The 24,577-nt window shown below is 48.5% G+C and carries 36 protein-coding genes; 1 reads left to right on the top strand and 35 read right to left on the bottom strand.

Annotated elements, in window-relative coordinates; translation table 11 throughout:
• The 25 genes from rpsK to IPP75_00695 form a co-directional block, all read right to left on the bottom strand.
• The gene (rpsK, locus tag IPP75_00815; protein QQS69674.1) at nt 1–402 is read right to left on the bottom strand and encodes a 30S ribosomal protein S11; all 402 of its coding nucleotides are present in this window, start codon (nt 400–402) and stop codon (nt 1–3) included.
• Between the two features lie 8 nt (nt 403–410).
• Nucleotides 411–800 carry a 30S ribosomal protein S13 gene (gene rpsM, locus IPP75_00810; GenBank protein ID QQS69673.1) on the bottom strand — a complete coding sequence of 130 codons (390 nt, stop codon included), beginning with the start codon at nt 798–800 and terminating at the stop codon, nt 411–413.
• A gap of 3 nt (nt 801–803) precedes the next feature.
• Nucleotides 804–920 (bottom strand): 50S ribosomal protein L36, encoded by a 117-nt coding sequence (gene rpmJ, locus IPP75_00805; GenBank protein QQS69672.1) that lies wholly within the window; start codon nt 918–920, stop codon nt 804–806.
• A 258-nt stretch (nt 921–1,178) separates the two neighbouring features.
• Nucleotides 1,179–1,400 carry a translation initiation factor IF-1 gene (gene infA / locus IPP75_00800; protein ID QQS69671.1) on the bottom strand — a complete coding sequence of 74 codons (222 nt, stop codon included), beginning with the start codon at nt 1,398–1,400 and terminating at the stop codon, nt 1,179–1,181.
• 64 nt (nt 1,401–1,464) lie between these two features.
• Entirely contained in the window at nt 1,465–3,003 is a 1,539-nt protein-coding gene (secY, locus tag IPP75_00795; GenBank protein QQS69670.1) for a preprotein translocase subunit SecY, read from the bottom strand.
• A 114-nt stretch (nt 3,004–3,117) separates the two neighbouring features.
• Complete coding sequence (rplO, locus tag IPP75_00790) at nt 3,118–3,585, bottom strand: 50S ribosomal protein L15 (GenBank protein ID QQS69669.1); 468 nt, start codon at nt 3,583–3,585, stop codon at nt 3,118–3,120.
• Nucleotides 3,586–3,691: 106 nt separating this feature from the next.
• A complete protein-coding gene (gene rpsE / locus IPP75_00785) occupies nt 3,692–4,477 on the bottom strand; it encodes a 30S ribosomal protein S5 (GenBank protein ID QQS69668.1) in 786 nt (261 codons plus the stop codon).
• A 122-nt stretch (nt 4,478–4,599) separates the two neighbouring features.
• On the bottom strand, nt 4,600–4,953 hold the full coding sequence (locus IPP75_00780) for a 50S ribosomal protein L18 (protein QQS69667.1): 354 nt from the start codon (nt 4,951–4,953) through the stop codon (nt 4,600–4,602).
• 136 nt (nt 4,954–5,089) lie between these two features.
• Nucleotides 5,090–5,629: a 50S ribosomal protein L6 gene (gene rplF / locus IPP75_00775; GenBank protein QQS69666.1), complete on the bottom strand. Its 540-nt coding sequence runs from the start codon at nt 5,627–5,629 to the stop codon at nt 5,090–5,092.
• 17 nt (nt 5,630–5,646) lie between these two features.
• Nucleotides 5,647–6,048 (bottom strand): 30S ribosomal protein S8, encoded by a 402-nt coding sequence (rpsH, locus tag IPP75_00770; GenBank protein QQS69665.1) that lies wholly within the window; start codon nt 6,046–6,048, stop codon nt 5,647–5,649.
• A 157-nt stretch (nt 6,049–6,205) separates the two neighbouring features.
• The gene (gene rpsN / locus IPP75_00765) at nt 6,206–6,475 is read right to left on the bottom strand and encodes a 30S ribosomal protein S14 (protein ID QQS69664.1); all 270 of its coding nucleotides are present in this window, start codon (nt 6,473–6,475) and stop codon (nt 6,206–6,208) included.
• A 142-nt stretch (nt 6,476–6,617) separates the two neighbouring features.
• On the bottom strand, nt 6,618–7,220 hold the full coding sequence (gene rplE, locus IPP75_00760) for a 50S ribosomal protein L5 (protein ID QQS69663.1): 603 nt from the start codon (nt 7,218–7,220) through the stop codon (nt 6,618–6,620).
• 136 nt (nt 7,221–7,356) lie between these two features.
• Nucleotides 7,357–7,719, bottom strand: a complete 363-nt coding sequence (gene rplX, locus IPP75_00755; protein QQS70136.1) for a 50S ribosomal protein L24 — start codon at nt 7,717–7,719, stop codon at nt 7,357–7,359.
• 42 nt (nt 7,720–7,761) lie between these two features.
• A complete protein-coding gene (rplN, locus tag IPP75_00750; protein ID QQS69662.1) occupies nt 7,762–8,130 on the bottom strand; it encodes a 50S ribosomal protein L14 in 369 nt (122 codons plus the stop codon).
• Nucleotides 8,131–8,236: 106 nt separating this feature from the next.
• Nucleotides 8,237–8,539 carry a 30S ribosomal protein S17 gene (rpsQ, locus tag IPP75_00745; protein QQS69661.1) on the bottom strand — a complete coding sequence of 101 codons (303 nt, stop codon included), beginning with the start codon at nt 8,537–8,539 and terminating at the stop codon, nt 8,237–8,239.
• 124 nt (nt 8,540–8,663) lie between these two features.
• Nucleotides 8,664–8,864: a 50S ribosomal protein L29 gene (gene rpmC / locus IPP75_00740; GenBank protein ID QQS69660.1), complete on the bottom strand. Its 201-nt coding sequence runs from the start codon at nt 8,862–8,864 to the stop codon at nt 8,664–8,666.
• A gap of 109 nt (nt 8,865–8,973) precedes the next feature.
• Nucleotides 8,974–9,387 (bottom strand): 50S ribosomal protein L16, encoded by a 414-nt coding sequence (gene rplP, locus IPP75_00735; protein QQS69659.1) that lies wholly within the window; start codon nt 9,385–9,387, stop codon nt 8,974–8,976.
• Nucleotides 9,388–9,534: 147 nt separating this feature from the next.
• Nucleotides 9,535–10,164: a 30S ribosomal protein S3 gene (gene rpsC, locus IPP75_00730; protein QQS70135.1), complete on the bottom strand. Its 630-nt coding sequence runs from the start codon at nt 10,162–10,164 to the stop codon at nt 9,535–9,537.
• 136 nt (nt 10,165–10,300) lie between these two features.
• Entirely contained in the window at nt 10,301–10,681 is a 381-nt protein-coding gene (rplV, locus tag IPP75_00725) for a 50S ribosomal protein L22 (protein ID QQS69658.1), read from the bottom strand.
• 108 nt (nt 10,682–10,789) lie between these two features.
• On the bottom strand, nt 10,790–11,062 hold the full coding sequence (gene rpsS / locus IPP75_00720) for a 30S ribosomal protein S19 (GenBank protein QQS69657.1): 273 nt from the start codon (nt 11,060–11,062) through the stop codon (nt 10,790–10,792).
• 348 nt (nt 11,063–11,410) lie between these two features.
• On the bottom strand, nt 11,411–12,241 hold the full coding sequence (gene rplB / locus IPP75_00715; GenBank protein QQS69656.1) for a 50S ribosomal protein L2: 831 nt from the start codon (nt 12,239–12,241) through the stop codon (nt 11,411–11,413).
• Nucleotides 12,242–12,355: 114 nt separating this feature from the next.
• On the bottom strand, nt 12,356–12,769 hold the full coding sequence (locus tag IPP75_00710) for a 50S ribosomal protein L23 (protein ID QQS69655.1): 414 nt from the start codon (nt 12,767–12,769) through the stop codon (nt 12,356–12,358).
• Nucleotides 12,769–13,428: a 50S ribosomal protein L4 gene (rplD, locus tag IPP75_00705; protein QQS69654.1), complete on the bottom strand. Its 660-nt coding sequence runs from the start codon at nt 13,426–13,428 to the stop codon at nt 12,769–12,771. Before rplD ends, IPP75_00710 begins: the two co-directional genes overlap by 1 nt.
• Before the next feature lie 139 nt (nt 13,429–13,567).
• The gene (gene rplC / locus IPP75_00700) at nt 13,568–14,188 is read right to left on the bottom strand and encodes a 50S ribosomal protein L3 (GenBank protein ID QQS70134.1); all 621 of its coding nucleotides are present in this window, start codon (nt 14,186–14,188) and stop codon (nt 13,568–13,570) included.
• Between the two features lie 256 nt (nt 14,189–14,444).
• Complete coding sequence (locus IPP75_00695) at nt 14,445–16,046, bottom strand: hypothetical protein (GenBank protein QQS69653.1); 1,602 nt, start codon at nt 16,044–16,046, stop codon at nt 14,445–14,447.
• Between the two features lie 59 nt (nt 16,047–16,105).
• Here IPP75_00695 and IPP75_00690 point away from each other — a divergent pair, with 59 nt between their 5' ends.
• Nucleotides 16,106–16,948, top strand: a complete 843-nt coding sequence (locus IPP75_00690; GenBank protein QQS69652.1) for a hypothetical protein — start codon at nt 16,106–16,108, stop codon at nt 16,946–16,948.
• Nucleotides 16,949–16,957: 9 nt separating this feature from the next.
• Here IPP75_00690 and rpsJ read toward each other — a convergent pair whose 3' ends face one another.
• From rpsJ to rpsL, 10 genes are all read right to left on the bottom strand, one after another.
• Complete coding sequence (rpsJ, locus tag IPP75_00685) at nt 16,958–17,290, bottom strand: 30S ribosomal protein S10 (GenBank protein QQS69651.1); 333 nt, start codon at nt 17,288–17,290, stop codon at nt 16,958–16,960.
• 221 nt (nt 17,291–17,511) lie between these two features.
• A complete protein-coding gene (locus IPP75_00680) occupies nt 17,512–18,024 on the bottom strand; it encodes a hypothetical protein (GenBank protein QQS69650.1) in 513 nt (170 codons plus the stop codon).
• Between the two features lie 75 nt (nt 18,025–18,099).
• A complete protein-coding gene (locus IPP75_00675) occupies nt 18,100–18,513 on the bottom strand; it encodes a DnaJ domain-containing protein (protein ID QQS69649.1) in 414 nt (137 codons plus the stop codon).
• 68 nt (nt 18,514–18,581) lie between these two features.
• Entirely contained in the window at nt 18,582–18,839 is a 258-nt protein-coding gene (locus IPP75_00670; GenBank protein QQS69648.1) for a hypothetical protein, read from the bottom strand.
• Nucleotides 18,840–18,924: 85 nt separating this feature from the next.
• Nucleotides 18,925–20,109, bottom strand: a complete 1,185-nt coding sequence (gene tuf / locus IPP75_00665; protein ID QQS69647.1) for an elongation factor Tu — start codon at nt 20,107–20,109, stop codon at nt 18,925–18,927.
• A 256-nt stretch (nt 20,110–20,365) separates the two neighbouring features.
• Nucleotides 20,366–20,782 (bottom strand): hypothetical protein, encoded by a 417-nt coding sequence (locus IPP75_00660; protein QQS69646.1) that lies wholly within the window; start codon nt 20,780–20,782, stop codon nt 20,366–20,368.
• A gap of 18 nt (nt 20,783–20,800) precedes the next feature.
• Nucleotides 20,801–22,888 carry an elongation factor G gene (gene fusA / locus IPP75_00655; protein ID QQS69645.1) on the bottom strand — a complete coding sequence of 696 codons (2,088 nt, stop codon included), beginning with the start codon at nt 22,886–22,888 and terminating at the stop codon, nt 20,801–20,803.
• 37 nt (nt 22,889–22,925) lie between these two features.
• Nucleotides 22,926–23,291, bottom strand: a complete 366-nt coding sequence (locus IPP75_00650; GenBank protein ID QQS69644.1) for a four helix bundle protein — start codon at nt 23,289–23,291, stop codon at nt 22,926–22,928.
• 40 nt (nt 23,292–23,331) lie between these two features.
• The gene (rpsG, locus tag IPP75_00645) at nt 23,332–23,811 is read right to left on the bottom strand and encodes a 30S ribosomal protein S7 (protein QQS69643.1); all 480 of its coding nucleotides are present in this window, start codon (nt 23,809–23,811) and stop codon (nt 23,332–23,334) included.
• Nucleotides 23,812–23,965: 154 nt separating this feature from the next.
• Complete coding sequence (gene rpsL / locus IPP75_00640) at nt 23,966–24,379, bottom strand: 30S ribosomal protein S12 (GenBank protein ID QQS70133.1); 414 nt, start codon at nt 24,377–24,379, stop codon at nt 23,966–23,968.
• Nucleotides 24,380–24,577: the final 198 nt, after the last annotated feature.

Here is a 24,577-nt window from a genome sequence, read left to right as displayed (position 1 = left end):
CTAGACCCTCCTTGCTTTCTTTGGGCGAACACCGCCGTGGGGAACACCGGTAACGTCAGTGATGCTTTCTATAGCAATTCCAACGGTTTGCATTGCACGGATTGCTGCGTCGCGCCCAAGGCCGACGCCTTTTACAAAAACGTTTACCTTGCTCAGGCCATAAGCCTGCTTTGCCAGATTGCCGGCTTTTTCAGCAGCAACTTGTGCGGCATAGGCCGTACCTTTTTTAGAGCCACGAAAGCCACAAGCGCCAGCGCTTGAAGCGGCGAGTGCGCCACCGCTGGCGTCTGTCAGTGTCACGATAGTATTGTTAAACGTAGCCTGAATATGAAGCTGGCCAGCTGAAACGCTGCGCTTTGCTTTCTTCTTCTTGGCTACAGATGTAGTAGGTGTATCTGCCATATTAGTCCTTAGGTCTTGCTTGCTACTTTCTTAGCCGTACCGCCGACAGTTACTTTCTTGCCCCGTCGGGTGCGCGCATTTGTTTTGGTGCGCTGTCCGCGTGATGGAAGGTTGCTTTTGTGCCGTAGGCCGCGGTAGCTACCGATGTCCTTGAGCCGCTTAATGTTGCCACTCACAATTCGCTGCAACTCACCCTCTACAGTAAGGTGCTCGTTGATATAATCTTGGATTCGACCAATTTCAGCGTCGGTCAAATCTTTAACCCGAACAGTCGGCTCAATTTTCGCTGACAAAAGGATGCCTTCTGCAGTTTTTGGCCCAATGCCATAAACATAGGTTAGTGCAACCCAAATCTGCTTTTCAGCGGGTATGGTTACACCAGATATTCGTGCTGCCATATACTACCCCTGCCTCTGCTTATGCTTTGGCTTAAACTTGTTAATTACGTAAAGACGGCCCTTGCGACGAACAATCTTATCGTCGGGGCTAATCTTTTTTACACTTGCACGTACTTTCATGTACGGATCATCTCCTTTCAGGACGGTGACTCACTGCATTAATTGATATACTTGGCCGAACTTTCGAAGGATTGATCCGTACATCGACCAGTCGGCTGACTGGTCAGTCCGGATGAACCAATCCCTAGAAAGTTCAGCTAGCTGGCCTTTTACGTATTGTGCCATCGGTGATGCAGGATGAGCACCGAAGCGCAGTGTACGTAAGAGTACATGAGCATCGGAGCGCAATCATGCGCAGAGGGTACTGTATGTAAATGGTCAGCCCTTTCGGTAGGTTATTCTACCTTTGGTCAGATCGTAGGGCGTCAACTCTACGGTGACCGCGTCGCCAGGTACAATACGGATAAAATGCTTCCGCATCTTCCCGGCAACATGCGCAATAATCTGATGGCCGTTTTCAAGTTCGACACGAAACTGAGTACCCGGCAGGGTCTCGACAATTACGCCGTTCAGTTCGATGACTTCCTTATTACTCGCCATAGGTTTTTACGTCTAACTAGTATAGCATTTTTTACGACGAGCTGTAAAGTGTTTTACGAATTTTTTACTTCTTGTTTTTGCTCGAGATTTTCGCTGGGATTCGGCGCAGCGCATTTGGAACGTAGCGAAGTGCTTTTGCGCCCCGATTTGCAGCAACCGAACCATTTCCTCCCTGAGAGTCGTAGAAAAAGTCATCGCGACTATATTGGTCATAGGTAATCATGAGCGCACGCGACTCTACCGCGCGAAGCGTTTCGAGCGAAACGGCTACAAGTATCAAAACGCTTGTGCCACCCAGAGCAAGTGCAAGGTTTTCTGGAACAAACATTTGCGCCACTATGGGCATAATTGCCAAAATACCCAGGCATATCGCCCCAAACAGTGTAATTTTATTGACCGTTTTTGCTAGATACCGTTCAGTTTGCGTACCAGAACGAACGCCTTCAATAAAACCGCCCTGCTTCTGTAGGTTTTCGGCTATCTCCTTGCTGTTGAACGTAATGCTCGTATAAAAGAATGTGAAAAGGAAAACTAGCAAGAAATACGTTACCGGGTATATATAGGCTTGCAGCCCACCTGCAGCCAGTGTTTGCGCCGTAGGGTTTTGGAACCACGTGACAAGGTTTTGACCAAGCTCAGCCCATTTCGGGTTACTACTAGAGGTCATTAGCTGCCCAGCAAAGCTAGGGACGCTTAAGAAAGCAATAGCAAAGATTATTGGTACAACACCCGCGGTTATAAGCTTTACCGGAAGTGTCGTGGTGACGCCACCGTACGCCCGGTTTCCCTGCACTCGTTTCGCGTAGTTTATGGTTAGTCGTCTGGCTGCTTCGTTCAGCATAACTACAATCCATGTCACCAAAATTACGACCGCAAGAATTGCCAGTGCATACCAGAACGCCCGAGCGTTAATAGGCAGTTCACGTCCAAAAATCTCCCATTTGTTTGTTTTGTCGTATATAGATGAAGCAACCTGACTAATGGTTCCTGGCAAGGCGCTTACGATGCCCACGGTAATGAGCAGTGAAATACCATTACCAACTGACTTCTCGGTAACAAGCTCTCCCATCCACATCAAAAGCATTGACCCACCTGTGAGTGCCGCGACCATTAGAGCCCACTGCCATAAAGAAGTGTTTGCCGTAATATCACCTATGCCACCGACTTGCTGCGCATACTGACGAACAAGATAAATTGAACCTATAGCCTGGATAATTGCCAAGGGGAACGTCAGGAGTCGGGTGTACTGGTTTATGCGTTTCTGCCCCGATTCGCCGTCTTTACGCATATTCTCAAGCTTGGGGATTGCCTTCGTAAGCAGTTGCATAATAATGCTGGCATTAATGTATGGACCAAGCCCCGCAATCATAATAGAAAAGTTAGCCAGCGCACCACCACTTAAAACGTTTATAAAACTGAGTAGCTGCGGTGTATCTTGTGACGAAAATAGGTTTGTCAGTACTTGTTTAAGGGTTTGCGGGTCAGCCAGTGGCACCGGTATGTGCGCCAAAATGCGAAAAATCAATAATATACCAAGTACCCCAAAAATGCGCTTTCGCATATCGCCTTGTTTAAATGATGCGCCAATAATCTTCCAGTTCACGAAAACCCCTCTTATACACTATATTTCTTCAGTCCCAGTATAACAGCCTCTTTGCTGTAATAAAACAAAAAAGCGCTTTCGAAAGCGCCTTTTTGCTGCTTAAGACAGTTTGCTCTATTTCTCTGCTTCTTTTTTAGCAGGACGCATGCGTCTTGGAACGGGTGTAAAGCTACCCCCCGCTTTTTGTAACGCTTCCATAGCATTGAGGCTAGCTGCTTGAAGCTGTACATCAACTTTCTTGCTGACTTCACCTCGGAAAAGTAGCTTGACGCGAACATATTCGCTGCTGACAAGCCCAGAAGCAGCGAGAACTTTGTTGTCTACCTTAGAGCCGAGCGTATCGAGCTGTTCAGTATATACGTTTTCTGCCTTTACTCGAAAGCTACGGAAGCCCCGTAGTTTTGGCAAACGCTGCATAAGTGGGTTTTGGCCACCTTCGAAGCCCGGCTTCTTGCTGGAACCGGTACGTGCACCTTGTCCTTTGGTACCACGACCAGCCGTTTTACCCTGGCCAGCTGCAATACCGCGACCAACACGCTTGCCTGATTTTTTCGGCGTCGAAGTAAGTTCATGATATTTCATTATAGGGCTCCTTTTAGTCGCTGAGTCATGAAGTATGAGTCATGAGTCATGACAGTCGCTTTGCGACTGATAACTAATTCTTGTCTCTTGTCTCTTGTCTCTTGTCTCATTTTGATTCCTTTTTCGCAGCAGGCTTTTTAGCCGACACTGCCTTTTTTACCTCGGATGTCTTTTTAACAGGGGCAGTTTTCACCTGGGAATCTTTTTGCGGGGATTCCTCGGCTTTGCTCGGAATGACAGCTGTAATCTGAGTTTTTTTGTCTTGACTCTTGACTCTTGACTCTTGACTCTTGTGTTTTGTAGTTACCCAGTTCTTGCTTGGCTCAAGGCTTTCAAGAGCGGCAATGGTAGCGTAGGCAATGTTCGTTTTGTTACTACTGCCAAGTGATTTACTAAGCGCATTGCTCACACCGGCAACTTCAAGAACGGTGCGAACAACACCACCGGCAATAAGCCCGGTACCCGGTGCAGCTGGCATAATTAAAATACGCGCGCCGGCAACCTTACCATTGACTTCATGTGGAATGGTTCCCTTATATAGCACAACTGGCGTAAAGTGCTTTTTAGCAACTTCAGTCGCCTTACTCACGGCAGCTGTTACATCTGCGCCCTTCGCGCTTCCAATACCTACCTTGCCTTTGCGGTCACCCACAACGACGAGGGCTCGGAAACGAAAGCGACGTCCACCCTTCACAACGCGGGCAACACGGTCAATGTGCACAACGCGTTCATCGAATTGTTTTTCTTCGGGTGCTTCGCTGCGGCTACGTGCCGGTCGGCCACCATCACGACGGCCGCCGCGGTTCCCTTGGCCTCCACGGTGTGGAGCAGATTGTGGACCTGCCTGCGCGGCTTGTTCGACTGCGGCTTGTTGTATTGCTTCTTCGGCCATTATGCGTTCCTCCCTTCGGTCAGAACAGGGCTGAGGGCTGAGGGCTGAGGGCTGAGTTCATTAGAGCTAACTTTGCCCTTTGCCCTTTGCCCTTTGCCCTCAGAAAATACGAAGTATTTCATTTAGAACTCCAATCCTTTCTCCCGTGCCGCATCGGCGAGGGCTTTTACGCGGCCATGGTACTGCTTGCCGCTCCTGTCAAATACTACTTGGGATATATTTGCCTTTTTAGCCGCAAGAGCAATTTCATTGCCAACCCATACAGCTTTTTCGGTCAGGGTGCCTTTGGCGGCCTTGTTGTTTGCGGTAGTCACTGAAGCAAGCGTGTGGTGTTTGCTGTCATCAATAACTTGTGCGCTTACATTTGCATTGCTAATGTGGATGCTCAGTCGAGGCCGTTCGGTGGTGCCAATCACTGTCGCACGTATGCGATTTTTGCGCTGGGCACGCTGGACAAGTTTGGTAGATAGGCTCATAGGGAGCTCCTTTCGTCGCAGATTAGCGTGTCACGTGTGACATGTAACATTGATGTACCGTGTGACATGTAACCATTGTGACAGGTGACAGGGTAATGCAAGGTGACAGGTGACAGGGTAATGGATAATTTTTTCATTACTTGTCCTTTCCTGACTTACCCGACTTGCGCAAAATACGTTCGCCTTCGTACTTTATACCTTTGCCCTTGTACGGCTCTGGCTTCTTAAGAGCGCGGATTTCAGCGGCTACCTGGCCAACTTGCTGTTTGTTTATGCCGCTCACCGTCATGGTGTTTTGTTCGACGGCTACTTGCACGCCGCTCGGCACTTTGTATATAACATCGTGGCTAAAACCAATATTGAGTTTGAGGTCGGTGCCTTGCATGGCAACACGGTAGCCAACACCGTTTAACTCTAACTTTTTGCTAAAGCCCTGGCTAACACCTTGCACCATATTGTTTATGAGTGCGCGCATAAGGCCATGAGCAGCGCGAATCTTCGGCATATCATTTGCACGGGATACAGTGAGGACGCCGTCCTCAACACTAACAGTAATTCCCTCTAACTGAGGTGTTTCAAGATTCCCTTTGGCCCCAGACACCTTCACAGCGTCTGAGTCGACAGTGATTGTCACACCGCTTGGAACTTGGATGGGTAGTTTTCCTACTCGACTCATTTCTTTCCTTTCTTAGACTAATAAACCTGGCAGATTAGTTCTCCGCCAACTCCTTGTTGCTTGGCCTCTTCGCCGGTCATAAGACCTTTTGAAGTCGAAATGATGAGCACGCCGCGACCGCGTTTTACCTGAGGCACTTCGCGGGCGTTCGTGTAAGAACGACGACCCGGCTTGCTAAGACGCTTAATCTCAGTAATTTTAGCGTTTTCACCTTCTAGGTTGATGGTAATGTGCAAACGCTTACCAACGGTGAGGTCCTCGGTGCTAACATCATGTAAGAAGCCGTTATTGCGCAGGCTAATGGCGACATTTTCTTTGATTTTGCTATGTGGCAAGCTAACTTCGGTCTTTCCAACTGCAATCGCGTTGCGAATTCGAGTTAGCATGTCGGAGATAGGATCAGTAGTAGTTGTACTCATGCGTTGCCTCCTTTCGAAAAAATTAGCGATTGGCTATGGGCAATTCGCGATGAATTGGCGATTGGCAATGTGCGATTTGTAGTTACATTGTTAATGGCCAATCGATAATTCTTTGTTAATTGAAAATTGCTAAATGAAAATTGAAGCGAAGCGTCCATTACCAGCTCGCTTTCGTTACACCAGGTATTTCACCCTTGCTTGCATGCTCGCGAAAAGACAGACGACTCAAGCCAAATTGTCTCATGTAGGCATGTGGCCGCCCTGTTTCGACACAGCGATTTTTACGGCGAGTCGGAGAGCTGTTGCGAGGTAGTTTTGCGAGACCGTCAAAATCACCAAGCTCTTTTAGCTCTTTGCGCTTTGCAGCGTATTTGTCTATCATCTTGATGCGCTTTTTATCACGCGCGAGGTTCGATTTTCTGGCCATTACAGGGCTCCTTCCAGTCGCAGAGTCAAGAGACGTGAGTCATGAGACAAGACTCCATCGTCTCGGCTCCGCCGAGTTATTATTGACAGCAACTCCGTTGCTGGTATTTTCCACTCATGACTCATGATTCTTGACTCATGACTCATTTTGAATTCTCCTTTTCAAACGGCATACCAAATTTGCTCAGCAGTGCTTTAGCGTGTGCTTTTTCCTCGGCGCGTATAACAAAAACTGCTTGTAACCCGTGAGGAGTGGTAGTTTCTTCAAACGAAAGCTCCGGGAACACACTCTGGTCGGTTAGCCCGAGACTAAAGTTGCCCTGTTTATCAAATGCCTTGTTGCTGACACCATGGAAGTCACGCAAACGCGGCAGCACAATATTAATGAGTCTATCCATAAACTCATACATGCGTTCACCACGAAGCGTCAGTTTTAAGCCTATCATGTTGCCTTCACGGAGTTTGAAGCCTGCAATTGAGTTCTTCGCAACAGTCTCGACTGGTTCTTGGCCAGTGACTTTGCGAAGCGTATTTTTAGCCGCTTCAATCGTCTTTTTGTCTTCCTTGGCCTTGCCAAGTCCGACGTTGACAACGATTTTCTCAAGCCGTGGTACCTGATGTGCATTGGTAAGCCCAAGTTCCTTCATGAGCTCTGTAGCATACTGGTTATTGTACTCGGTCTTTAGACGAGCTACGTATGGCGCAGCTGTCTTTGGAGCTTTCTTAGTTGTAGTCGCTTCTGCCATTAGAAGCTCCTTTCGTCGCTGATTAGCGTGTGACGTGTGACGTGTGACATTGGTGTAGCATGTGACGTGTCGCAATTGTTACAGGTAACAGGGTAATCCATGGTGACAGGTGACAGGTTCATTGGTAATCTTGTCTTCATAGTACCTTCGCTTCTTTCTTGGTCTCAGCCTTCTTGGGGGCTGTTTCTATCTTCACTTCTTTGCCGCTCGACTTATATATACGAGTCTTGCTACCATCTTTGTTCATCTTGTACCCAATACGAGTCGGTTTCTTTGTGGTCGGGTCAACTATGCCAACCTTACCGACGGCAATTGGTTTGGTTATTTCAAGAATGCCTCCTTGCGGGTGCGCCTGGTTTGGCTTCTGGTGCTTCTTGACAATATTCACGCCTTCTACGGTAACTTTGTTTTCTGTAGCGTGCGTGCGAACAACTTTGCCCTGCTTGCCTTTGTACTTTCCGCTTAGCACCTGCACAAGGTCACCTTTTTTCAATCTAATCTTAAACACCTTACTACTTACTACTTTCTGCTTACTACTCATTTATAGTACCTCCGGCGCCAAGCTGATAATTTTGGCGTAGCCCATATCACGAAGTTCTCGTGGCACAGGGCCAAATATGCGTGTGCCTTTCGGGTTTTTGTCGTCGCCGATAATCACCGCCGCATTGTCATCAAACTTAATCGTGCTGCCGTCTTTGCGCTTCAGCTCTTTCTGTGTACGGACAACAACCGCCCGTACCACCGATTTCTTCTTTACGTTCCCGGTTGGGCTTGCTTGCTTTACCGTGGCGGTAATAATATCACCTACCTTGGCATAGCGGCGCCGAGTACCACCGAGCACTCGGATGCAGAGAATTTCCTTTGCACCGCTGTTATCGCAGACGACGAGACGAGTTTCTTGCTGTACCATCAGAGTGCTCCTTTCAGTCGCAGAAGTATGGAGTATGAAGAATGAAGAATGTCAGCCGAGCTGTGACTGATAGCTCCAGATTTCTTCATGATTCTTGATTCATACTTCATGATTCATGTTCCTTATCGGTTACACCCGGAACTTCAACGGCTGCTTCAACATGCTTTACTTCGGCTTTCTCGATAATACTACCGAGGGTAAAACTCTTTCGTCTGCTAATTGGTCGGGTCTCGACAATAACGACTTTGTCACCCACATTTGCTTCGTTCTTTTCGTCGTGCGCCATAAACTTGGTCGTTGTGGTGTACTGCTTCCGGTACAACGGGTGCGTTTTTCGTTCTCGCACAGTGACGACAATGGTCTTGTCGGCCTTATTGCTCGTGACGACACCAGTAATAGTTTTGGCCATAACTACAGACTCCTTTCAGGAGCTGTAAGCTCCAAGTTCCAAGTTCCAAGTTCCAAATGAGCTTCGTTGGAATTTGAGTGCTGGAATTTGTTTGGAGTTTGGAATTTGGAATTTGGATTTTCCATTATTTCGTCTCCTTAACTAAATTTTCGCTTAAAACGGTGAGCATACGAGCAAGGTCTTTGCGCTTGTTACGTACATCTCGTACGTTTTGGTTATCACCCATGTATATATGACGACGCAGTTCGGCAATTTCATCTTTTAGCTTTACTGTTTCTTTGGTCAATTCTGCCGTAGTAAGCTTACGAATATCGGCTATTTTCATACGTTCCTCCCTTCGGGCATCACTTCAGAAGTAGTAAGTAGTAAGTAGTAAGTAGTAAGGGTTCTAGACGAAAACCCCTTACCCCTTTCCGCTGAATGCTTATACCTCATTACACGCCCTCCTTCACGACAAATTTTGTCTTGACTGGCAGCTTGTGACCAGCGAGGCGCATAGCTTCTCTTGCAGTTTCCTCACTGACACCCTGCATTTCAAACATAATGGTGCCCGGGCGAACTTTGGCAACAAAAAACTCAGGCGAACCCTTGCCACTACCCATTTTGACGTCCAGTGGCTTGCGGGTAACGGGCGTATGCGGGAAAATGCGAATCCAGATTTTTCCACCGCGCTTAATGTACCTTGTCATCGCCTGACGGCTGGCCTCAATTTGTCGGCTCGTTATACGTTCGTGACCTTGTGCTTGCAAAGCGTATTCGCCGTAGGCAATGTAATTGCCAGCTGTGGCAACACCGCGAATCTTGCCCTTGCGGACTTTGCGGAATTTAGTTCTTTTTGGGAGCAACATTAAAAGCTCCTTTCAGTCGCGATTAACATGTCACCTGTAACCTGTGACATTGGCGTGACATGTGACATGTAACAATTGGTAATTGCGACAGGATAATCCAATGTGACAGGTGACAGGCCAAAGGATAATTGAAATGATGAAATCATTTTATTTGTCCCCCTTGTATATCCAAACTTTGATACCAATAATGCCTGCGCCGGGCCAGTTTGCTCGGGCAGAGGCAAAGTCAATATCTGCACGGATGGTATGTAGTGGCACTGAACCAACAGCTTCTTTTTCGCGGCGGCTCATTTCAGCACCGTTCAGGCGGCCGGCAACTTCTATTCGGACACCTTTTGCTCCGGCACGCATACTGGCGGCACTCGCGCTTTTAATAGCGCGGCGGAAGCTCATACGTCGCTCTAGCTGATGTGCAATGTTCTCGGCAACTAGCTTCGCGTACAGGTCAGGTTTTTTTACTTCCTCAATATTTACACGTGCCGGTACGCCATATACCTTTTCTATGGCGGCCTTCAGTTCTTGGGCGCCTTGACCACCACGACCAATGACCACGCCAGCTTTTGCTGTGGCGATTGTAACGGTAACGAGGTTAGGCGAACGCTCTATGTCGACTTTATTAATAGCACCGCGTGAGCCAAACTTATCCTGAATGAGCTTGCGGACCTGCAGATCCTGGGCAAGATAATCGGCGTATTGTCGTTTGCCGACAAACCATTTGCTCCGCCAATCTTTATTGGCTTGCAGGCGCATGCTAATGGGGTTAACTTTCTGACCCATCATGCACTCCTTTCTGGAGTAAATCCAAAATTCGAATTTCTAAATGCTAAACAATGAACAAGTTCCAAAATTTGAAAATTTGAAACATTAGAATATTTGAATTTGTTTAGAATTTCGTGCTTAGTGCTTAGGATTTTCATGACTTAGTCTCCTTCGCTACAGGTTTAACAGCTTTGGTTGGACGTTGTTCACCATCGACGAGAACTCGTATGTGGCTGCTCCGCTTCATGTATGGCAGCGCGCGCCCCATGGCAGCAGGTCGAAATCGTTTCATACGTGGGCCATGATTGACCGTAATTTCAGTAATGACTAGGGTATCGGCTTTGTAGTTGTGGTTGTGGGCGGCATTTGCTTGAGCACTCTTGATTGTCTTAAGCACAGAAAGAGCTGCCCGGCGGGGTGTATGTTCAAGAATGACAATAGCATCGGCTACAGTGCGACCTCGTACAAGCGTCGCAACAGCGGCAACCTTACGAGGGCTCAAGCGTACGCCTTTAGATTCTGCTTTTACAGACATATATCCTCCGGCTTCTGAATCATGAAGTATGAAGTATGAATCATGCCAGCAGCTTCGCTGCTGATAATTTCCTTAACATGATTCATGATTCTTGATTCTTTATTCATCCTATTTACCTTTGGCTAGCTTTCCGCCATGAGACCTAAACTTTCTCGTTGGGCTAAATTCACCGAGCTTGTGGCCAACCATATTTTCGGTAACAAAAACCGGTACGTGGACTTTGCCATTGTGTACGGCAAATGTTTTACCAACAAACTCTGGGGCAATTGTGCTAGCACGGGCCCATGTTTTGATAATGGTGCGATCCTCTGGGCCAAGCGCCACGACTTTTTTCGCGAGCTTCGGATCGATAAACGGCCCCTTCTTTAATGAACGACTCATTTAAAAACTCCCTTCTGGCTGCCATTGACCGCACCAGTCACTGTTCTCTTTCCGAAGAGCAATGTTTGTTAAGTGACATACAACCTGAGAGCGCGTCGCGGCTAGTAGACCAGCGCATGGTCCGCAGCTAGCGTTCTTTGGGTATCTATCTAGCCATACCCCTTCTAGACCAGGGACACTCCATCCCAAACTAATGATGTTTGTGTTGTCAACGTTACAATTTATAGCGTCCGTTGAATCAAATTGTGGAACACGTTTGTAATTGCCGCATGTGAAAAAAGTATCGATTTGTGGTTCGCCGAGAGCACAGGTTCCACATGTTTTATTGGGGTTAGGACTTGCCATCGCTTATTTCCTCTTGGCCGCGTGGCGGCTTCTTACGATCATATTGCTAGTATCTTTACGGCGGCGAGTTTTGTAGCCAAGTGTCTTTTGACCCCATGGCGTACGAGGCGCCTTCGCCATACGGTGACGACCACCGTCACCACCACCGTGCGGGTGGTCAACAGCGTTCATCACAACGCCACGGACACTTGGGCGCTTGCCAAGGTGACGACTACGGCCAGCTTTGCCGATTTTTACATTCTGGTGTTGTTCGTTACCGACCACACCAATGCTGGCAGTACATACGAGGAGGAACTTGCGAACCTCACCACTTGGCATACGAACCTGTGCATAATCGCCTTCTTTGGCCATGAGCATAGCGCTGTTGCCAGCACTGCGAACTGCTTGTGCGCCGCGCCCTGGCTTCATTTCTAAAGCATGAATTGTGGTACCAACCGGAATGTTTGCTAGCGGCAACCGATTGCCCATTTCTATAGCTGCTTCGGCATCGGCGCTCAGTTTCTGGCCTTGCTTCATACCGCTCGCAGCGAGTACATAGTGGTATGCACCTTTGGCGTCTTTAATACGTGCAATTCGTGCGCTCCGGTTTGGGTCGTACTCTATGTGCTCAACAACACCTTCACCCTTGAAGTCAAAGTTTACCAAGCGATAGTGCTTGCGTGCGCCGCCGCCCTGATGACGAGTCGTTATGCGACCTTGGTTATTGCGGCCATTGCCTCGGCGCTTGGTAACAACCAGTGAGCGAAGTGGCTTACGTGTAGTCACCGCGTCAAAGTCTTGGCTAGACATACCGCGACGACCAGGCGTCGTCGGATTGTATTGTTTAATTGCCATTATGCAGCTCCTTTCAGTCGCGGAAGCATGAAGTATGTAGTATGAATCATGCCTGCCGCCTTGCGGCCGATAACTTCCCATGCTAGATTCATGATTCGTGATTCATGATTCATATTACTTTGCCTCCTTCTTGCCGACAAGCTTCTTAAGGCCGCCGGCTTTCTTAGCAGGAGCAGCGTCTTTTTTAGCGGCTTTGGCTTTATCGGCTGCAGCCTTCGCAATTTCTTCTTCGGCAGCGGCAAAGAATGGCAGGTGACTGCCCGCTTTGAGCGTGACATACGCCTTCTTTACATCGCCCTGAACACCCTTTCGGTTACTACTACGCTTGCCAGTCGTGTTCATAACACGCTTGACTTTACCCTTGCGGTTCACCAGTCGAACAGACTTAATCTCTACATCAAATTGCTTCTTAACAACAGCGGCAACTTCGTACTTGTTGAGCTCGCTTGGAACATCAATAGCAAACGTGTTCGTTGTCTGGCTAAGACCAAATGCCTTTTCACTCAAACGTGGTTTTAAAACGTGCATTATTTGGCCTCCTTCGCGGTCTTAGCAACTGGCTTCAGCCATTCTTCGACGACCTTGAGGGCGTCGCTCGTCATAACGATATGGTCGGCATTCATAATGTCGAACACATTGAGGTACTTTGCGCTTACCAGCATGACATTCTGTAAGTTCGCGGTAGCGTTCACGAGCTCGGCATTCTTACTAGCAACAACAACGAGTGCGCTTCTAGTAACACCGACTTTTGTGAGTAATTTCGCCATTTCGGCTGTTTTGCCTTCACGGCTGGCAAGCTTTTCAAGAACAATGAGCTTCCCGCCAGCATTTGCAAGGCTTAAGGCCTGCCGCAGTGCAACGCGCTTGCTGGTCGTAGAAATTTTCTTGGTATAGTTTTCTTCGCCAGTAGGGCCAAAGACAATGCCACCGCCGCGCCAAATTGGGTTGCGAGAGCTACCAAAACGAGCTCGGCCGGTACCCTTCTGTTTCCATGGCTTGCGACCACCACCACTCACGAGTCCCCGAGTTTTCGTGACGGCTAGGTTGTCTCGGCCATTTGCGAGATATGCCTCATACGCTTGCTTCAGTAATTGGTGGTTTTTTACTTCCACTGCAAAGATTTCTTTACTGAGTTTTGCGGGAGTTGTGGCTTTTACGCCAGCACCAGTATAGGTTGGTACGGCCATTAGAAGCTCCTTTCATCGCTGATTAGCGTGTCACGTGTGACGTGTGACGTAGGTGTAACCTGTGACGTATAACCATGGTGACAGGCTACAGGATAATCCAAGGTGACAGGTGACAGGGTAATGGGTAATCTATTCATTTTCATAATTCGTCTCCGCGAATTATAACAATACCTTTGCGCGGACCAGGTACAGCTCCCACAACACCGATATACCCCTTTTCAGCGTCGACAAGTGCAATTTTGAGATTGCGTACAGTGACTTGGTCGTGACCGAGGTGTCCGGCCATCTTTTTGCCGGGCAAAATGTGTTGAGGGTACATAGAACCTATAGAACCAACGCGGCGGTAGCTACGGCCACCATGCGTCTTGCGGCCGCGGTGGAAGTTGTGGCGGCGAATAGTACCAGCCCAACCCTTACCCTTGCTCGTGCCAGTTACATGCACCGTGTCACCAACTGAAAAGACCTCGGCGTTGAGTGTTTCTCCAACTTTGAGGTCTTCGGTGACTTCCGCTACACGGAACTCGCGCATAATACGCACAATTTGTTTGGCTGGCTTGAGATGACCGGCCTGTGGTTTTGCTACTTTGTGTTCTTTGACTTCCTCGCAGCCGATTTGTACAGCGGTATACCCGTCTGTTTCATCGGTTTTCACCTGTGTAATCACACAGGGACTAGCGGAAAGCAGGGTTACAGCCTGAGTCGTACCATCTTCAGCGATGGTACTGGTCATGCCAACCTTTCTCGTTATGAGTGCCTTCATAGTTATGTTGCGTAGGTTCACATGAACCCACACGCTCCTTTTTTATAAGAGTTATTGATATTGATACTCACCCATCCGCGGTTAATGTCTTGTACAGTGACATTAAGAAAATGGCGGTCGGGGGTTCCTCGCCTCTGGCGGGGCCTACCTCACATCACCATGCGGAAATGTTTGTATGTACCCAACAGGGTATCACAAAACCCAAACCCCTGTCAACCCGTTGCACATAATACTACGAGTGATTTTTGGTAAACCTTTAAACAATGCCGTAGTTTACCGGTGGTATGCCTCTCTGAGCGGCGCTTGACATAAATCTTCTGGTACTATCGGCACTTGCCTTCGTGAGCTCCATGGTGCCTAATTCAGCCCTTCTACTATGGAGTTGTGTTATAAAATGCTGGTTTAACTCTCTGACGCCGCTTTTATGAAAACCATGTGCGCCCGCTCCAATACGAGAACGCTCACGTGCCCATTCTGTCTGGCACTGCACTTCAAGCGGCAAAGCATGAAACGTAAATGTCGCTTTTGCGGTTTGATGAAGGTTATTTTCGTCGTTCTTGGTATCTATTTCTACCGGGCTGAGACTAAGCAATGTACAGGCATCCTCAGTGAATTGCTCGCTTACCACTTTAGAAATCAATTCCACATACAACTCGTCACCCCGAACATGATAGGCGCTCTTCTTGCTTGGGGCGACAGTCGTCTTAATGGCTTGTGATGATTCTACGCTCAAAACTAGCATGGGATAAAGGCTATTCAGCTGTTCAGGGTCGTCAGTGATGAGCGTTACACCGATAACATCTTGCGGCGTCGCAGTTGATTTCCCTTCTTTACTGTACCGATACAATTTCATTGCAAGCGAGCCAACTGATTTTACGCGCCACACCGCACGAGCATTCGCATAACATTCACTCCAGCGAAATGCAGATTCACCTACGGCTATACCGTGTTGGGTTTTGTTGCTAATAACATGCTCTACAACGCTGTCGCCTCCAAAAAGCTCCCCGTAAAGTTTTTCGATTTGGCCGGCAATATATTCTCTATCGGTATATTGCTCGAGCATGTTCTTTGCCCTGTCGACAAAGGCTACGTTCCCGGTTTTTTGTAGACGAACTATATTCGCATGGCTTCTGAGCGCCATTGCCATGCCATCATGCCCAATAATCTCCAGGAACGGCCCCAAAATGACATCTACATCTCTGATTCTGCGCATGAGAACTTCGTCATCGGGCATCCTTACGCCGTCTACCGCTCCGGTAGCGACCATGAGATCATCCAGCACCTCGGCGCTGTAGTGTACCATTGCTTCAAGGTTTATGGCCCGTTTATTGGTATCGAGAAGCTCTTGGAGCTCGCCAGCATTTGCGTTAGAATCGCGCAACCACCGTTGGTCTTGGTGCGCCCGGCGCTCTTTTTTGCTCAGTACTCGTGTAATACCGCTAAAGACCATACCAGCAACAGAACAGGTCCGTGCCTCCTGTTCGAACATCTCGCGACTAAAATCGTCAATTCGCTTAACGTCTCGAGCAATCGCCAGCTTATACGTTTGGGTTTCTTCAGTATCAAAGGTATTAGTGCGGTACGTATTCAGCGCCCAGGTGGCATTACGTGCCAGCAAGGAATCTTCGACGCCGGAGCAAATATCCCTTAAGAAAACTGCGCTTTTTGCTGCCGAATTCATTCTGGGACCAGAAAAATCTTCTAATAAGGTAACTACTCGCTCCACGCGCTGCGGGTCTATAGCGTGCGTGTGCTTAAAGTAAAAGTTAGCTGCATCTAGTTCAGCACCAAAGCCCTCAAAGGGTTTTTCAGCACCCTCCATCATTGCAGCTGTCTCGACCTTAGGAGCAACCGTCATGCTTCCTATTATAGCACATATTATTTACTTTGTCTATATTTTATGATATACTATATACTATGCAGAGACATACTGGGACGGCTCAAGATGTATTTAGATACCGTGTAGACACAGAACCGTCCAGCATTTACTTACAGAATCTGCGTACGGTTATAGATGGACATTCGGCAATACCCCTTGCCGTCAATGCATGTACCGCACGGCTCACTACATACCGTAAGAACTCAGGTATAGCGAGTGATCGAGTACGTACCGACCGAACCGGCTCGCAATTAGCTCGTGCTCACGGAATTTCCCTAGCAGCACTAACAAACTTCGCCGAAGGCAAAACAGTTATCGACATTGGCGCAGGAAGATCCGATTTTTTATCTTGGTTCAGAAATAGCCGTAGAATAGCCCTTGAACAAGATGACTTAAACGCACAGTATCAAGCTAGCGCAGGAAACGACGTTATAGCTGGACTGGCCTTAGATGGTCTTCGAACACTTAAAGACGCAACTGCTCATGTCATACACGATTCATACGCATCTTACTGGACACCTTCGCAGGATGAGGCTCTGGCTTTAGCAGATGAAATGAAGCGTGTCCTTGCGGTTGGCGGGGTGATACTGTCAGGCTCTGTGTTTGATGAAGAGTATCATGGCTTTTGTGAGAGCGCACTTCGTTTATCTTCTAAACTTGGCGGCTCTTTTATGCCACCCTATCGGGTCGGCAACAGAACATTGGACGAAGACACCTTATCTTCCATACGAATGGATTTTTATAACCGCTTGGTGAGCGACCCTAATTATTCTACAGTATGTACGCGGGCAGTTAATGGCGCATCGCCAGACTCTCCTCGTCAAATAGAGCTTACTTTTCAGCTTCCAAATTACATTGCAGCAATTAAACAGGCTGGCTAGACCAATAAGTTACATCTTGATTTCGACGTCGCAGCCAGCGGGGAGAGAGAGGTTCATGAGGCTATCGATAGTCTTTGGGGTCGGTTCGAAGACGTCTATCAGGCGCTTATGTACACGCATTTCAAACTGTTCGCGTCCTTTTTTGTACACGTGAGGGCTCTTTACCACTGTAAACGTGCTCTTGCGCGTTGGCAGTGGGATTGGCCCAGCCAGGCTCGCGCCGGTGCGAAGCGCCGTATCTACAATTTGCTTAGCGGCTTGGTCAATGATTTTGTGGTCGTAGGCCTTCAGGCGAATACGAATTCGCTGCTTGCCCGGTACTGGTTGTTTGGCTTCTGCCATGGTTAAAATCCTCCGGATTTTAGGTTAGTAGTAAGTAGTAAGGTGTGAGTAGTAAGGAAAATCCACACTACATTCCTTGCTGCAAACCGCCGGCTTCACCCGGTTTGGCCTTGTAACACCTTACGAATTCACCTGGGAACGCGCACGGCTTTTAGTCAAAGCTGTTAGTTTACCGCTAAATCATACCATGTATGCGCATTTGTGCCAAGCAGCGTTCTTTGTTATGACGGTTCGCTATGTTTTCGCTGTTGGCGTACCTGTTTTAGACGCGTAAATGCCGCTGTTGCGGCTGCGCCAACTATGAGAGATCCGCCTATGATTCTGGCTTTTGGTGATTCGAGCGCAGTTTTGACTACTGATTTGCTTTGCTCGAGACTAGTGATATTAAACGGCCGAGTAGGCGGTAGCGCAAAACTTACGTGCTTTCCGCCGCTCGAAAATTCAAGCGTTCCCTTTGGGTGCCCGCTCATGCCCTGTACGAGTCGCAAAAGACCAAGCACTCCAACTAGACCTTCGGGGACATTGGAATCTGGTTCTAGTAACTTTTGCAGGGTTTCGTTTTCGACTACCTCACCCGGTCTGTGTAAAAATGCGGCAAAAACACGCTCCTGCCGCTCGCTAGTTCCCATAATTTCTTCGCCCACAAACACATCTAGCAACGGGCCAAAATGTAATTGTTTTCCTCCCCAAACCTCATCCGGGCCACCCGGATTATCCCCAATTATTTCTGGCATATCAGCAGTATAGGTCACCAGCAGGTAATGACAGTAAGATACCTTACAGCCTGTCACAGATAAGTTGTGTCGGGCTTAGGTTTTTCTGCGGTAGAAGCGGAGAGCGGAGGCGGCCTTTTTATGAAAGGGTTTTTTCGACGGTTTTGCGGCGTATTCGGCAAAGATTTCGTTAATAAAATCGTCTATTTCATCGTCTTCGGCGTTTGGTTTTGCGGCGTGGCCGCTCATTGGCATATCTCTATAATGCAATTCGCTTGTACCTGTTTGAAAGCTATGCATCATGTCGTATGCTCGCCGCGTTTGAGGATTTTTAAGCGTCATGTAGGCGAGGTTGAGCTGCTGCATATCTTCAAGGGAACCGCCAGTGTCAGGGTGTTGCAGCTTGGCAAGCCGAACAAACGCAGTACGTATATCTTCGTTCATTGCATCTGGTTGAACACCAAGCAGCTGGTAATAGTCGACAAATGCTTTGCTAGTTTCGTGCGTCATAGCGTGCTACACAGTATACCGAAAGTTTTTGTATACAAGAAAAGCGCCCCAGGTGGAGCGCCATGTGATCAAAAGATACTTTCTGCCTCTAATACTGCAGCTGGACCCCTGTTACTTGAGCAACCTGTTGAATCCATCTCTCCAATCGGTCTACTTTGCTGCTCAACGCCAGTAGTTCTGCGATAATCCCGCAGATGTCCACCAAGCTCAGCTACAGCAGCAATGGTTTCATCTTGCTTACGAGTATTTGCCTCAAACTGTTGACTGACTTCCGTTCGAAACCCTTCGATATACTGAAACAGCTTTTTAAACTCGTCTTGACTCATAGCAGTATTGTAGCACGATAAAGAAGCACGAGAAAAGCGCCCCAAGTGGAGCGCTTCTCTGTTGGGCAAGTAATCCCAGGTGAAATTACTTGGTAATCTTGGTTACCACGCCGGCACCAACGGTGCGGCCGCCTTCGCGAATAGCGAAGCGCAGACCCTGCTCCATAGCAATAGGTGCAAGCAGTTTTACCTTGAAGGTTACAGTGTCACCAGGCATAACCATTTCTTTTTCTGCTGGTAGCTCAACCTCACCAGTTACGTCCGTGGTACGGAAGTAGAACTGTGGCTTGTAGCCCTTGAAGAATGGTGTGTGTCGGCCACCCTCTTCTTTGCTGAGGATGTAGACTTCGGCGTCAAACTCGGTGTGAGGGGTAATAGTACCTGGCTTTGCAAGCACCTGACCACGCTCGATGTCGTCGCGTTCGATACCGCGAAGTAGCACACCAGCGTTGTCGCCAGCCTGACCTTGGTCTAGGCTCTTTTTGAATGCCTCAATACCAGTTACAACGCTCTTCTGGGTTGCACGAATACCGACAATTTCAACTTCGTCGTTGATTTTGACAATACCCTGTTCAACGCGACCGGTTGCAACAGTACCACGACCCTTAATGGAGAATACGTCTTCAATAGGCATGATGAATGGCTTGTCGAGGTCGCGAACTGGCTCTGGCAAGTAGTCGTCCATAGCCTTCACAAGCTCCATGACAGCATCTTCGTTGGCGGCATCGCCCTCTACAGCCTTGGCTGCAGAACCCTTGATGATTGGACAGTCGCGGTCGAAACCGTTCTTTTCGAGAAGTTCGCGGATTTCTTCCTCGACTAGTTCGACGAGGTCGGCATCGGCGAGGTCCATCTTGTTCATGAAAACAAGAATCTTTGGTACACCCACTTGACGAGCAAGTAGAACGTGCTCGCGAGTTTGCGGCATAGGACCGTCGGCAGCAGACACCACCAAGATAGCACCGTCAACCTGAGCTGCACCGGTAATCATGTTCTTAACGTAGTCGGCGTGACCTGGCATGTCGACGTGCGCGTAGTGACGCTTTTCGCTCTCGTACTCTTGGTGAGAAGTAGCAATGGTTATACCACGAGCTTTTTCTTCTGGTGCGTTGTCGATTTGGTCATAAGCGACTGGCTTGTTGACATCGCTTGGAAGTTTTTTGGCTAGCACCATGGTGATAGCTGCAGTAAGGGTTGTTTTGCCGTGGTCGACGTGGCCCATAGTACCAACGTTGACGTGAGGCTTGGTTCGGTCAAATACTCCTGCCATAAATTGACGCTTCGCTGTAATGAGACAAAACCTACGGTTTTTTCTCATCGCTCCGGGTAAAAAATGTGATTTTTGCTCGGGCTGCTCTTTTTCCCTTATCGGGGAGCCAGCGAATCCTTTCTTTATTATATTAGGTTATTAAATTGATAGGTGTTCACGCGGTCCATATTGCTGTAACGTACTACAGCAACGCCCTCACGCGAGATACTCTGTAATTGTACCGTACACTATGAGCTAAAATCAAGTAAAACGATGCCTATTCGTAATTCAGTTTTAGGTCAAGTTTATCGGCAATTTGGAAAATCCACTTTTCCATGCGCGCTTGTTGCGCGTCGCGGGCTACATTGTCAGCCACGATATCCTCAATCCGCTTCATGTGACTGTCTAGCACACTGTAGAGATGGTCGATACGTTCATTGATTTTTGCGAATTGTACGTCATGCTCCAGTAGCTTCTGCTCAACGCTAAACAGGCGCATATCGATGCTGTTGATGCGTTCATCCATTTTGTCGAAGCGCTCGTCCATTTTGTCGAAGCGCTGATCCATTTTGTCGAAGCGTTCATCCATTTTGTCGAAGCGCTGATCCATTTTATCGAAGCGCGTCGAAAACAACTCGGTCAAATCCGAGATAACGTTCACCACATCATCTAGATCAGTCGGTTTTTTACTCATCGTAGCTTTAGTTTACACCTATTTGCTGTTCTTGGCGATGATAGCATCGGCGACGTTGTTTGGAACGTCGGCGTAATGGTCGAGTTCCATGCTACTGCTAGCGCGGCCCTGGCTCATGCTACGCAAGTTTGTGGTATAGCCAAACATCTCTCCAAGTGGAACGAACGCTGTTATTTCCTTAATCCCAGACGAAAGGTCTTCCATAGACTCAATCCGACCACGCTTGCTGTTTAGATCGCCTATGACGTCACCCATGAATTCCTCGGGCGTGACGACAACAACCTTCATGACAGGCTCGAGCAGTACCGGACCGGCCTTTTTAAAGCCGTCTTGGAAGCCCATGGAACCGGCAATACTAAAGGCCATTTCGTTGGAGTCAACTTCGTGGTAACTGCCGTCGTACAGCTCAACTTTTACGTCTACCACTGGGTAACCGGCAATCACGCCGTTGCTCATGGCTTCTTCTATGCCCTTGCGGACTGCGGGGATGTACTCGCTTGGAACCACACCACCCTTGATAGAGTTGATGAACTCAAAGCCGGCACCTTGTTCATTTTGGCTAAGACGCAACCAGACGTCACCGTACTGACCGCGGCCACCACTTTGGCGAACAAACTTGCCCTGTGCTTCAACCGCGTCTTTACGAATGGTTTCACGGTAGGCAACCTGAGGTTGACCGATGTTTGCTTCGACGTTAAACTCGCGTTTCATGCGGTCAACCAAGATTTCGAGGTGCAGCTCGCCCATACCAGAGATGATGGTCTGACCCGTTTCGTCATCTACCCGCACACGGAAGGTTGGGTCTTCTTCGGCCAGTCTTTGGAGCGCTAGGCTCATTTTTTCTTGGTCGGCCTTGGTCTTTGGCTCGATAGCGATAGACACCGGCGGTTCTGGGAAGGTAATGTTTTCGAGCTGGATGGGATGCGCTGGGTCACACAACGTGTTACCAGTGGTTGTGCCTTTCAGGCCAACAATTGCGGCAATATCACCCGCTACCACTTCGGTGACGTCTTCGCGTTTGTCTGCCTGCATACGCACAATACGGCCAACCCGCTCTTTTTCACCGGTTGAACTATTTAGCACATACGAACCAGCCTGCAACGTACCCGAGTACACACGGAAGTACGCCAGCTTGCCCACAAATGGATCGGTCGTAATTTTGAATGCGAGGCCAGCCAGCGGCTCGCTGGTGTCGTGCTTGCGCTCGATTTCGTCACCCGTCTTCGGGTGAACGCCCCAAGCATTGCTACGGTCGTCTGGTGCGGGCAGGTAGTCATTTACCATGTCGAGCACTTTTTCTACAATAACACCGCGGCCATCACCACCGGTCACCGCGTAGAACTTACCGCTTAACACGGCGCTACGAATGGCTTGCTTGATTTCCTCAACGCTTAGCCCGTCTTCACCCACTTCGAAATACTTTTCGAGCATGGCTTCGTCTTCGGCCACGGCGTTTTCTATGAGCAGGCTGCGGTATTTCTTTACCTGGTCGAGCATATCGGCTGGGACTTCGCCCTCGGTGAGTTCGTGGTCATGAAACTCGGTGTAGGTATATGACTTCATGGCCACTAGGTCGACCACACCGTTAATGCTCTGCTCAAACCCAATTGGCAGGTGTACCGGAAAAGCACGCTTACTCAGGCGGTGATGAATACTATCGAGACTCTTGTAGAAGTCGCCACCGGTTTGGTTGATTTTGTTGATGAAGCAAATGCGCGGTACGCCATATTTGTCGGCCTGGCGCCACACGGTTTCACTCTGGCTTTCCACGCCCATTTTGCCGTCGAACACCACACACGCACCGTCGAGCACGCGGAGTGAACGCTCCACCTCGGCAGTGAAGTCGATGTGACCGGGCGTATCGATAATGTTGATTTGCTTGCCCTTCCAGAAACAAGTCACCGCAGCGGAAACAATGGTAATGCCACGTTCGCGCTCTTGCGCCATCCAGTCGGTGGTGGTTTCACCTTCATGAACGGCACCGATTTTGTGCTTGAGACCAGTGCGGTACAAAATACCTTCGGTCGTAGTAGTTTTACCCGCATCTATGTGAGCAATAATGCCCATATTGCGGATGTCTTTCATTAAAACTTTTTTATCAGCCATATAAACTCCTTAGAGTTAAGAGGTAAGAGATAAGATCTTATTTCGTACCATTTGTTTTATTAATTAAGCCTGTCAATATTTTATGGCATTCTATGCTGAATGTATCGATTTTCTCATGTACAGTGTCTTGCATGAAGCCAACATCACGCGCAACCATAAGCTGAGCTTGAACTTCATGCAATGATGCTCGTGCCATATCGTAAAAGTGCGTTCTATCTGCTACAGTCCGACGGCCAAAACCTTCGGCAATATTTGACACAATCGAGACCGCTGCTCTACGAAGTTGATTCGTTAAGCCAAATTGCTCCGACTTTGGAAAAGTGCTTGTTATTGTATATATTTCTAGCACCAGGAGATGAGATTTTTGCCAAGCAATTAAGTCTTTGAAATTATTGACAGCCATTTCTTAACTCTTATCTCTTACTCCTTATCTCTTTTGCTGTTTAGCCGCGGGCGAAGTGCGCGAATGCGCGGTTAGCTTCGGCCATACGGTGCGTATCTTCACGCTTCTTTACGGCGGCACCTTGGTTGTTGTAGGCATCCATAAGCTCGGCCGCAATACGGTCGGCCATGCTCATACCTTTGCGAGCGCGGGCAGCTTGTACAAACCACATGGTGGTCAGGTGGTTTTGGCGCTGCCCTTTCACTTCAAACGGAATCTGGTAGTTGGCACCACCCACGCGGCGAGAACGAGTCTCCACATTGGGGCGGATATTAGCAAAGGCTTGCTCGAAAACTTCGAGCGGGTTATCTACCGTAAGTTTCTTGGCAGCAGTTTCCATGCCGGTGTACACCAGGCGTTCGGCAACTTGCTTTTTGCCGTCGCGCATAACGCGGTTTATGAGTCGCTGTACCGGTACGCTAGCGTACATGCGGTCAGCCGGTATGTCTCGAACAAGTGAGGCGGTAACTTTACGTGGCACTACAGGCTCCTTTCAGTCGTGATTACCGATTTTCGATTATCGATTATCGATGGAATGGCGATTAGCGATTGGCGATTCTGCTTTTCATTGGTAATTGCTAATTGATCATTCATTGAAAATTGTAAATTGCTAATTGATAATTGGAGCATAGCGACTACTTGCTCTCCTTCTTCGCGCCGTACTTACTGCGGCCTTGTTTGCGGTTTTGGACGCCCTGAAGGTCGAGTGTGCCGCGCACAATGTGGTAGCGCACACCAGGAAGATCCTTCACGCGACCACCACGAATCATAACGACGGCGTGTTCTTGCAGGTTGTGGCCTTCACCACCAATGTAGGCCCACACTTCGTAGCCGTTACCAAGGCGCACGCGGGCAACCTTGCGGAGGGCTGAGTTTGGTTTCTTTGGTGTTTTGGTGGTAACTTTTACGCACACGCCGCGCTTGAACGGCGCAGCTTTTTCATAACTCTTCGTTTTGAGGTTGTTGGTAACGCGCTGCAGCGCCGGTGACTTGGTCTTGGTTGTCACCTTTACGCGTGGCTTGCGTACCAGTTGGTTAATGGTAGGCAAAATATGCCCCTTTCTCCAGGACTTCACCTGGGATGTATATATTACCGAAGAGAGTTTCACCTGGGATAACCTGTGCCCAAGCAAAACATATCTCCTCTCCCGCCAAACCCGCTTGAACAGCGGAGGCTCGAATTTGATATAACTCTTGCATTGTAACAGATAGAAACGTGTAATTCAACCTGACCCATGTACACTTTT

Source organism: Candidatus Saccharibacteria bacterium, from assembly GCA_016700375.1.
In the GTDB taxonomy this organism is placed as follows: domain Bacteria; phylum Patescibacteriota; class Saccharimonadia; order Saccharimonadales; family UBA4665; genus JAGXIT01.
The sequence above is the reverse complement of the archived record's forward strand: the minus strand, read 5'-3'. Positions and strand labels throughout refer to the sequence as shown.

Coding starts and splice junctions, on each gene's coding strand:
- IPP75_00710 (QQS69655.1), bottom strand. CDS start 12,769: ATGCACGTTTTAAAACCACGTTTGAGTGAAAAGGCATTTGGTCTTAGC.
- rpsQ (QQS69661.1), bottom strand. CDS start 8,539: ATGGCCAAAACTATTACTGGTGTCGTCACGAGCAATAAGGCCGACAAG.
- rplE (QQS69663.1), bottom strand. CDS start 7,220: ATGGCAGAAGCGACTACAACTAAGAAAGCTCCAAAGACAGCTGCGCCA.
- IPP75_00660 (QQS69646.1), bottom strand. CDS start 20,782: ATGAGTAAAAAACCGACTGATCTAGATGATGTGGTGAACGTTATCTCG.
- rplC (QQS70134.1), bottom strand. CDS start 14,188: ATGAAGGCACTCATAACGAGAAAGGTTGGCATGACCAGTACCATCGCT.
- rplB (QQS69656.1), bottom strand. CDS start 12,241: ATGGCAATTAAACAATACAATCCGACGACGCCTGGTCGTCGCGGTATG.
- IPP75_00650 (QQS69644.1), bottom strand. CDS start 23,291: ATGGCTGTCAATAATTTCAAAGACTTAATTGCTTGGCAAAAATCTCAT.
- rplN (QQS69662.1), bottom strand. CDS start 8,130: ATGGTACAGCAAGAAACTCGTCTCGTCGTCTGCGATAACAGCGGTGCA.
- IPP75_00780 (QQS69667.1), bottom strand. CDS start 4,953: ATGAGCCTATCTACCAAACTTGTCCAGCGTGCCCAGCGCAAAAATCGC.
- rplV (QQS69658.1), bottom strand. CDS start 10,681: ATGTCTGTAAAAGCAGAATCTAAAGGCGTACGCTTGAGCCCTCGTAAG.
- rpsN (QQS69664.1), bottom strand. CDS start 6,475: ATGGCCAGAAAATCGAACCTCGCGCGTGATAAAAAGCGCATCAAGATG.
- fusA (QQS69645.1), bottom strand. CDS start 22,888: ATGGCTGATAAAAAAGTTTTAATGAAAGACATCCGCAATATGGGCATT.
- rpsJ (QQS69651.1), bottom strand. CDS start 17,290: ATGGCAGAAGCCAAACAACCAGTACCGGGCAAGCAGCGAATTCGTATT.
- rplP (QQS69659.1), bottom strand. CDS start 9,387: ATGTTGCTCCCAAAAAGAACTAAATTCCGCAAAGTCCGCAAGGGCAAG.
- rpsK (QQS69674.1), bottom strand. CDS start 402: ATGGCAGATACACCTACTACATCTGTAGCCAAGAAGAAGAAAGCAAAG.
- rpmC (QQS69660.1), bottom strand. CDS start 8,864: ATGAAAATAGCCGATATTCGTAAGCTTACTACGGCAGAATTGACCAAA.
- rpsE (QQS69668.1), bottom strand. CDS start 4,477: ATGGCCGAAGAAGCAATACAACAAGCCGCAGTCGAACAAGCCGCGCAG.
- IPP75_00680 (QQS69650.1), bottom strand. CDS start 18,024: ATGCCAGAAATAATTGGGGATAATCCGGGTGGCCCGGATGAGGTTTGG.
- IPP75_00695 (QQS69653.1), bottom strand. CDS start 16,046: ATGACGGTTGCTCCTAAGGTCGAGACAGCTGCAATGATGGAGGGTGCT.
- tuf (QQS69647.1), bottom strand. CDS start 20,109: ATGGCAGGAGTATTTGACCGAACCAAGCCTCACGTCAACGTTGGTACT.
- infA (QQS69671.1), bottom strand. CDS start 1,400: ATGGCGAGTAATAAGGAAGTCATCGAACTGAACGGCGTAATTGTCGAG.
- rplO (QQS69669.1), bottom strand. CDS start 3,585: ATGAAATATCATGAACTTACTTCGACGCCGAAAAAATCAGGCAAGCGT.
- IPP75_00690 (QQS69652.1), top strand. CDS start 16,106: ATGCAGAGACATACTGGGACGGCTCAAGATGTATTTAGATACCGTGTA.
- rpsH (QQS69665.1), bottom strand. CDS start 6,048: ATGAGTACAACTACTACTGATCCTATCTCCGACATGCTAACTCGAATT.
- rpsM (QQS69673.1), bottom strand. CDS start 800: ATGGCAGCACGAATATCTGGTGTAACCATACCCGCTGAAAAGCAGATT.
- rpsC (QQS70135.1), bottom strand. CDS start 10,164: ATGGGTCAGAAAGTTAACCCCATTAGCATGCGCCTGCAAGCCAATAAA.
- IPP75_00675 (QQS69649.1), bottom strand. CDS start 18,513: ATGACGCACGAAACTAGCAAAGCATTTGTCGACTATTACCAGCTGCTT.
- rplD (QQS69654.1), bottom strand. CDS start 13,428: ATGGCCGTACCAACCTATACTGGTGCTGGCGTAAAAGCCACAACTCCC.
- rplF (QQS69666.1), bottom strand. CDS start 5,629: ATGAGTCGAGTAGGAAAACTACCCATCCAAGTTCCAAGCGGTGTGACA.
- rpsS (QQS69657.1), bottom strand. CDS start 11,062: ATGAGTCGTTCATTAAAGAAGGGGCCGTTTATCGATCCGAAGCTCGCG.
- rpmJ (QQS69672.1), bottom strand. CDS start 920: ATGAAAGTACGTGCAAGTGTAAAAAAGATTAGCCCCGACGATAAGATT.
- IPP75_00670 (QQS69648.1), bottom strand. CDS start 18,839: ATGAGTCAAGACGAGTTTAAAAAGCTGTTTCAGTATATCGAAGGGTTT.